The sequence below is a fragment of the Pseudomonas sp. MWU12-2345 genome, from assembly GCF_023242385.1.
GTDB lineage: Bacteria > Pseudomonadota > Gammaproteobacteria > Pseudomonadales > Pseudomonadaceae > Aquipseudomonas > Aquipseudomonas gingeri_D.
The window spans coordinates 327,459-335,205 of the sequence record NZ_JALLJA010000007.1 but is presented as its reverse complement, the minus strand read 5'-3'; the positions used below and the strand labels follow the sequence as shown (position 1 = coordinate 335,205).

The following is a 7,747-nucleotide window of genomic DNA, read 5'->3' as shown; positions in this document are numbered from 1 at the left end:
CGGCCTAGCTAATTGCGCGCAACTACACGTATGCCGCGCACAGTCGTACAGAGAGCAGGGGGCTCTGTTCTCAGTTCTGGATGTAGTGTTCTTGTATTGCACGTGCTGTCACAGGGTGTGCCTCATGGAAACGTTGTTTTAACATGAGGGCTTCGAGGGGAAGGGGGGGCCATGGCGGCGTCCTTGCCGCGTCCCACAAATGCTCACTGCTGTGTACGGTGTGAGCGCAGATCAAGAGAGACAAGCTTGCCGACTGACGTTGAGTTTTTGAAACCTTGATGTCAGGTGGTCCTGGCGCCAGCAGGGACTGCCAAAATTTTAAAGGCTTTCAATATGTAGTTTAAAAACAGTTAGAATTATTATCACCGTGGTCATCAGAATGACCATCCATTTTCCGATTCTGTCAGACCGTTGCTCTTTGGCCCTATCACGTTCTATACGATTGTTCAGTGCGATTTCTTCGGCAATTTCCTTACAAAACTGACGGCGTTGATCGATGAGGGTTTTGCTGAGAGTAGCTATGCTCTCACTCTGTTCTTTAATAGACGTACGCAACTCTCTGATCGAGTCGTTTAACTTATCGCCCTGATTTGAGATGTTTCGATTCAACAGATTTTCAGTAGATGTCAGATCATATTTTGATGCTGGATCTCTCACTTCGCTCTCCTAAGCCATTGACAGCGGCTTTGGTTTTGTAGAGTAGTCCATTGACGTGCTCACACTTGCAAAGTCTGGGCGTACCATCAACCGATCAATGAACCGTCAGTACACGGTGGTCTCGAGGACAACACCTCCTGGGAAGAGGTTTTTGTCAGCCGTCATCCCGGTCTAATAGTCGAGCCAAACCCATTGACTGAGATAGCCAGCCATTTCTCGGGTGATTGTAGGGATATACTTCGTTTGACGCGTGCAGATGATCTGCTCTCTGCTGGAAAGCTGAGTGAATTTGGGCGCACTCCTAGAGAAAGAGGCCTCCTCACAACTGGCGCGTGCTTTTCCCTTTTGATCGGGCGTTTTTTCTGACAGGTGATCCTTCAGGGAAGCACTACATAGGTCTGATACTCAGGCTTCCAGCCTGGAAGAGCTAGCGCTTTAACCAGTAGCATTTTGGATGACGAAGAAGGGTGATGGGGTCTCAAAGATTGGCGAGCATGAGCTCCAACTGCCGATGTTCCCAAGCGCTCAGTAGATCAACTGGATTGGTTCCGTAACGCTGCCAGTCTTCAAGCGTTCCTGTTCTTCCAGCAGGGCACGTCGCGTCTTCACAGTAATCCAGAATGTCGCCGTCATTGAAAAGCGTAAGCGTCCAGCCATCGACCTCAACGGGCATAGGTCCGGTATGGATCTCGCTCCAGGACTGCGGGCTCAGTCGACGCAGGGCGCGTACACCCAGAGCGACCTCTTTGAGCACCTGGTAAACCTCACGAGCGATGAGGGGGGTGGCTGTCATGTGCGTCGCTCCGCTGTGGCCTGCGAGGCCCAGCTATAAGACGATGCGAGTGATCTGCTTTTGCGGCTCGGCATTGCAACCCACTGACTTGGATAAAGGGGCCTCTCAGTATACTGAAGTCTGCATACCTCACCCGAGGCGTGAGGTAGAGGGCGGACTACTGCGTGATCAACAGCCACGGCCACATGGCGTTGGTGGCCCGTCTGGCTAAAAGCCTCGACGACTGAATAGCGAAACATCGGATCCGCTTTTGAGGCCTTGTTACCGTCTTTGGCATGTCTGTAGCGGAGGGTTAGGGGCACAATGCCGGCAGAGACCTCACACCCGTACGCAGGCGTGCTCTGCGTACGGGATATGAATGGCTGTGAATCAGCACGTAGACCGTGCCGAGCAACGAGAGAACCACAAACGCCAACCTGCCAGTGACACGGTGAATGCGCTGTGCTCTATTTGACTTTATCTATCCATGCAAACATAACGGTCATGATGAGGAAGGGCGTGACCCCATACAGCAGGGTGGCGCTCCACAACTGTCTATTGAACTTGATCATATCCAGATCGGATTTTACGTTTCTGATCAAACAGGTTAATTCGCTGCACTGAGAATGAATGGACGAATGAAGCTGATGTTCTCTCTGCCTGATGGTTAACCTTAATTCGTGATTGATCTCCTTCAGTTCATAACTTGAAGCGAAACGGTCAATGTCGGCCCGCCATGCCTCTACCGCAGCCTTGAGTTTTTCTTCAATACAACCGGCAGCCTCGAGCGCGTTATCCAGGTGTTTTGAGGACTTCATCGTATCTCCTGCAATCGATCATTTGTCCGGAGGCATTGCCTGGTAGCAAGCGTCCGTCAGTGTGAAAATCGGGCATTCGGTCGGTGAGGGAGTGACGCCTGTCCTCGCCTATGAATGCCCGGCGTACTGCACTGATCAACGCACTCCTGTACGTCGTAGCCTTGTAGATCATGACCACCTGATGAGGGGCTGTTCCTCGACAGCGACCCTGAGCAAATAGTCGATCAATTCTGTTGGTTGAGGCAGTCAGCCGTTTCCCACGATTTAGTCGGCCAAAAGCTGACTTTATGCCTGTAGGTGCATGAAGGGACGGGCGAATCAGGCACTTGATCGATTCATGTAAGAGCGGTCCTACTTTTTCGCCTGTATCGGTACGGTTCATGCCCGCATCGACCCCTTGTTGCGAAAATCGGGTGACATCTCCCCTGACGTCCCGCGCCCTAAAAAGGTCCTAAAAGGCGCGTTGAAACGGAAGGGGATAAGGGGAGCAAAACGAAGGACAAAGGGCTTACCCGCAAAAGGTTATCCGTGCATTGAACAGCCATAAGGCTCCCTCACACGTCACATTTATGAAATGAAAGCATGCGAGTTTTGTCTGCCGAAAAAGAACGTGACAAAGTAATTCGGCACGCTAATACGCTGTTTTAACTATGGACAATGGATTTTAAGGAAAGCCGATGTCGATGTTTTGTCAGATCATGGATAAATCTGATAGTGGTGGGTGCGGGTGCCGACTGCTTGATTTTCAACAGTGGCTCCAATACCCGGTGCCGGTTTTCTGTACGCCAGAGATCGCTACGGATTGTCGCCGTTGATTGTTGGTGGCGGCCAGGAAGGCGGGTTGCGCGGTGGTACGCAGAATTACCCGGGTGTTCTTTCGATTGAAACCGCGTTGCAGGAGAAACAGCAGAAATGCTGCTCCGCAAAAGCCGCGGCACAACGCAGTCGGGAAGCGTTTGAACGTACGCTGCAAGCGATGCTGGGCGAGGTGGTCGTGATCGGTGAGCAAGCACCGCGTGTACCGTGCGTGAGCTTTATTGCATCGCCGGGAGTGAATACAAAAAAACTACAGTCAGCCTTGAACACGCAGTCGATCTACATAACCGCAGGGTCGGCGTGTTCGGACAAGACACTCAGCCTATCCAACACGGTCACACAGCTGGGATATCCCGACCGGGTCGCCGGAGCCACAGTACGTATTTCCATCGACGAAGAACAGTGTCAGTTCGGCTATGAGCGGATTCTGGAGGGTATGGCCCACGCGCTGAAGTTGTCTTCGACTGTCTCGGCAGCTCACGCTGTGGCTCACGTGTCATGAGGGTGGTGACCTCCGGGTCGGCGTACCTGGACATCGACGCGTATGCCTGTTGCATTGCGTACGCCGAGCTGTTGAATCAACAGGGCGTCGATGCTCGGGCCGTCAGTAGTGCCCCGCTCAATGCCAGCATCTCCAGGACCGTGCTCGGATGGCAATCCTCTCTGGACGATTATCGGCCGAGAGCGGGTGATGAGTTCGTGTTGGTGGATGTCTCCGACTACCACCATTTTGACCCGGTGGTGGTGCTTGATCAGGTGGTGGAAGTCATTGACCACCACCCTGGTTTTGAAAACTATTGGGCGCAGAAGCTTGGATCTGGTGCGGAGATTCTGCAGATCGGAGCAGCAGCGACTCAGGTTTTTCAGCGTTGGGAAGCGACGGGGTTGTTGCCGCGGATCAGCAAAAAAAGTGCTGCGTTGCTGGCCACGGCGATTCTGGACAATACCCTGAATTTCACCGGGCAGTTGACCACCCAATCGGATATCCGGGCTTATGAGGTCCTCGCACGGCGGGCGAAACTGGCTGCGGACTGGCCTGAGCGGTATTTCTCCGAGTGCCAAGCGACTATCGAGTCAGACCTGATTGGCGCGTTGGCGGTTGATATGAAGCGGCTGAAAGTCGATAGCAACCTGCCGCAGGTTTTCGCGCAGATGGCGGTGTGGGATGCCAGTGCGCTGATCCGAACGCATCGCTCAACGATTGCTCACTGGCTGGCGGCGCAGGGTAGAGATTGGCTGTTGAACGTCATCAGCATCCGCGAGTGCAAGAGCTACTTTCTGGCTGAGCCCTTGGTCAGCCAACAGAAGTTGAGTCATTTGCTGCCGATCGAATGGCAGGCCGGAATGGCGGTGCTTGAGCGCTCGCTGCTGCGTAAGGAGCTGGTGAAGTTGGGCTTGGGCCGTATCTCCATTGCAGACGCCATACCGGAGATAGCGAGAAGTTGAACCGCCAGGTTGGCCGAATGCGCCACCGGCTCGCTTTGTCGCAACAGGTGACCGTGATTTCGATACATTGCTCTGCCCGAGGCACTTGTGGGTACACTCGCTAACCACTTCCAGCCCTCACGGTGCCCTGCATGAAAGTTGGAGTGATTTCCGATACTCACGGCCTTCTCCGTCCCGAGGCCCTTGCTGCCCTGAAGGGCTGTGAAAAAATCATTCACGCCGGCGACATCGGTAAGCCTGAGGTGCTTGAGTACCTGGCCGCTATCGCTCCACTGTTTGTTGTGCGCGGTAATAACGACCAGGACGCACCCTGGGCAGCCCATCTGCCGGACCTTCTGCGGCTCGACCTGAGCGGATGGCGGACCCTGCTCGTGCATGACATCGCCGATGTTCCAACAGCTCTGGATGAGGGCATAAAGCTGGTAATCACCGGCCACTCGCACAAGCCTCTCATTCAATGGCGTGATGAAACCTTGTACCTCAACCCAGGGAGCGCGGGTCCACGGCGTTTCAAGCTTCCGGTGACACTGGCGCTGCTGGAGGTGCTTGAGACCTCCATCGAGCCTCGCCTGGTTTCGCTTCTGCCATGATCCGAATGAACGAAAACGGTGGGGCCATCCGTTTCTTTCCTACCGTACAGGAGAGAAACCAAAGCGGCTTTTGAAACGCATTGAAAATCTCGAGATTGCGCGATACCCACAGGCGTCGGCTATTTGCGAAATGCTGAAATGCGTCGTCTGTAACAGCATCATCGCGTGATGCATTCTAATCTCGGTCAGCACTGCGCTGAAGCTGACGCCTTCTTCCGCGAGGCGTCGCCTCAAGGTGGCTTCACTGACGGCTAATTCGCGACCTACCTGTGCCGCTGTCCAGTGTTTGTCCGGAGCCTTGGCCAGTAACTGGGTTAATCGCTCCGCCAGCCCAGGGACTGAAGGACGGAGGAATACAATATTCCGCTCCTGCAATGCCAACAGAAGTCCCATCAACCGATTTGTCTGTTGCGCCTCCGAAACGGTTCGTGAGTCGATTCCTCGAATGCAAAACTGCAGCGCATCATTCAAGTCTTCGTCCAGTTCCGCCGTCTTGCATTCAGTGACCATGGATGAGGCCGTGACGTTGTGCCCATAGCGTTGGTGAAACTCAGTGATCAGGCCCGGTGCGAACGTCAAAAACAGAGAAGCAAACGTCGAACTGTTTTTATCCGGTGTTTTTTGAATATCCGTGATGGCGTTTTTTGCCACGGCCATCAAGGTACGGGGATCAGCCAACTCCCAGGTACGGTCACCACTGTCCAGTGTCAAATGGCCTGATGTCACGACCAGCAGCGTTGCTTCAAAAAAGCGGAAGTTGGTAGCGTGCTGAGGGCTCATCAGGCGCGGCCTGGCCAGCATGCATGGCGCTTGCGCTTGCAGGGGGGCGCCCGATGGCAGCAGCCAGCGGGCGTCGTCCGGTTGCGGGGCAGTCACAGGCTCAGGCCGATCCATGGTGAGGGTGTGGTTCCTGAAGTTGGCCGCACAATCACAGGTCCATGTTGAGGGTGTAGGTGCCCGTAAGGCTGGCCTTGGCCAGTACATGCCCTTGCAGTGCATCCAGAATATTCGCGCCGTTAACCGGGCCCGATATCACGAGGCTGGGCACGTCCAAAGCGTAGACAGTGAACACGTAGTGGTGCAGCCGCTCGTCATTCCACGGCGGGCATGGGCCATCGTACCCGTAGTACTCGCCGGACATTTGTGGGTCCGATGCAAACCAGGCGGTGTAGTCATTGAGGCCATGGCGTTGGCCATCGCCAGTTTGCGGACCGTTTTTGCCTCGGGGGGTGATGCCGTTGCTATGACTCCCTTCAGTAATTTCCCGCTGGTTGGCAGGAATATCGATCAAGAGCCAATGGTAAAAATCGACGCGCGGCAAGGACGCTGCAATGACTTTACCTTCCTGATTCACATCATCGCCCACACTCGGGACGTCTGGGTCGTGGCATATCAGAACGAACGATTGAGTATGCTCCGGGACTTCTGTCCACGCCAGATGTGGGTTGCGGTTGCTCGAGAGTGTGTAGTGGCTCTCCGCGTTCGGAACAGCAAAGGCGTATTCCCCCGGGATGGCGGCGTTGTCATCAAAGGCGTTACTGGTCAGTTTCATGGTTGGGCCTGAATAAGCAGTGAGGTATCGGGCGCCTGGCTCATCGAGTGAATGTGGCACTCGGGATCGTGACGTTTACCAGTCCTCGAGAAGGAGCGGCTGCGGGAGTGATTTTAGAGTGGAAGTGAGTTTTGCCTTTGACCCAGCCAATCAGAAACTGAACACATCCAGTCAACTTGGGCCAGGTATAGGCATGCGTGGAGGCAGAAGAAAAGGTACTGGGTCGTAAGTCTCTGCGAAAGGGCAGGGAGACCCTACCGTCATTACAACCTCCTGATCCTTCTCAACTATGCTTATGCCATACCAAACCGGGAGCCGTTCCCCGTGAGTTTTTTCTGCGGACTGTTATACAGAGCAGTCGGAGCTATACAGCAGAATGGCTGTCGAAACAGAGAGCTAGGCGTCAATCGAAAGGAGGCATGAACATGACACGCGTCCGAGTTGCGGGTTTCACTATCTCGCTTGACGGATACGGAGCGGGCCCGAATCAGGAGTTGAATCATCCGCTCGGCGTGGGTGGGACAGATTTGCACCAGTGGTTAATCCCAACACGCACCTTCCAGCGCACCCTGTTTGGCGCCGACGGCGGCACAACGGGGATCGATGACGACTTCGCTGCGCGGAGCTTCAAGAACGTGGGTGCCTGGATTCTTGGAAGAAACATGTTCGGACCGATTCGCGGCCCCTGGCCCGACATGAACTGGAAAGGCTGGTGGGGAGACAACCCGCCCTATCACGTTCCAACGTTCATCTTGACTCATCACCCGCGCGCGCCCATCCATATGGAAGGCGGAACGACGTTCTACTTTGTCACCGGCGGTATTCACGAGGCGCTTGAGCAGGCGCGCGATGCCGCCAACGGAATGGATGTGCGCATTGGTGGTGGGCCTGACACGATCCGGCAATATCTTCGTGCCGGCCTGATCGATGAGCTGCACATCGCTATTTCGCCGGTCCTGCTGGGCGGGGGAGAGCGATTGTTCGAGGGGGTTGACGCGCGCGCCCTGGGATACGAATGCGTTCAGTTCGTCGCATCGGAGAAAGCCACTCATGTTGTACTCCGGCGCCAAGGGGGCAATGGCGCTTAACAACCGAT

The 7,747-nt window shown here is 54.8% G+C and carries 9 protein-coding genes; 4 read left to right on the top strand and 5 right to left on the bottom strand.

Annotated elements, in window-relative coordinates; translation table 11 throughout:
- Positions 1–318: 318 nt before the first annotated feature.
- The 3 genes from M5C71_RS16860 to M5C71_RS16850 form a co-directional block, all read right to left on the bottom strand.
- Complete coding sequence (locus M5C71_RS16860) at positions 319–657, bottom strand: hypothetical protein (protein WP_248768317.1); 339 nt, start codon at positions 655–657, stop codon at positions 319–321.
- A gap of 478 nt (positions 658–1,135) precedes the next feature.
- Positions 1,136–1,450, bottom strand: coding sequence for a hypothetical protein (locus M5C71_RS16855; protein WP_103499745.1), 315 nt, complete (start codon positions 1,448–1,450; stop codon positions 1,136–1,138).
- Between the two features lie 446 nt (positions 1,451–1,896).
- Complete coding sequence (locus M5C71_RS16850) at positions 1,897–2,247, bottom strand: hypothetical protein (protein WP_103499746.1); 351 nt, start codon at positions 2,245–2,247, stop codon at positions 1,897–1,899.
- A gap of 751 nt (positions 2,248–2,998) precedes the next feature.
- On the opposite strand from M5C71_RS16850, the gene M5C71_RS16845 reads away from it, so the two are divergent.
- From M5C71_RS16845 to M5C71_RS16835, 3 genes are all read left to right on the top strand, one after another.
- Positions 2,999–3,565, top strand: coding sequence for an aminotransferase class V-fold PLP-dependent enzyme (locus M5C71_RS16845; protein WP_255916953.1), 567 nt, complete (start codon positions 2,999–3,001; stop codon positions 3,563–3,565).
- A complete protein-coding gene (locus M5C71_RS16840; RefSeq protein WP_152741968.1) occupies positions 3,562–4,509 on the top strand; it encodes a DHH family protein in 948 nt (315 codons plus the stop codon). The genes M5C71_RS16845 and M5C71_RS16840 overlap by 4 nt, the downstream gene beginning before the upstream one ends.
- A 131-nt stretch (positions 4,510–4,640) precedes the next feature.
- Positions 4,641–5,099, top strand: a complete 459-nt coding sequence (locus M5C71_RS16835; RefSeq protein ID WP_248768316.1) for a metallophosphoesterase family protein — start codon at positions 4,641–4,643, stop codon at positions 5,097–5,099.
- A gap of 39 nt (positions 5,100–5,138) precedes the next feature.
- Here the strand turns inward: M5C71_RS16835 and M5C71_RS33745 are convergent, their stop codons facing one another.
- Entirely contained in the window at positions 5,139–5,975 is an 837-nt protein-coding gene (locus M5C71_RS33745; protein WP_248768315.1) for a helix-turn-helix transcriptional regulator, read from the bottom strand.
- A gap of 52 nt (positions 5,976–6,027) precedes the next feature.
- Entirely contained in the window at positions 6,028–6,651 is a 624-nt protein-coding gene (locus tag M5C71_RS16825; protein ID WP_103499750.1) for a YbhB/YbcL family Raf kinase inhibitor-like protein, read from the bottom strand.
- Between the two features lie 425 nt (positions 6,652–7,076).
- On the opposite strand from M5C71_RS16825, the gene M5C71_RS16820 reads away from it, so the two are divergent.
- Complete coding sequence (locus M5C71_RS16820) at positions 7,077–7,739, top strand: dihydrofolate reductase family protein (RefSeq protein WP_248768314.1); 663 nt, start codon at positions 7,077–7,079, stop codon at positions 7,737–7,739.
- Positions 7,740–7,747 lie beyond the last annotated feature (8 nt).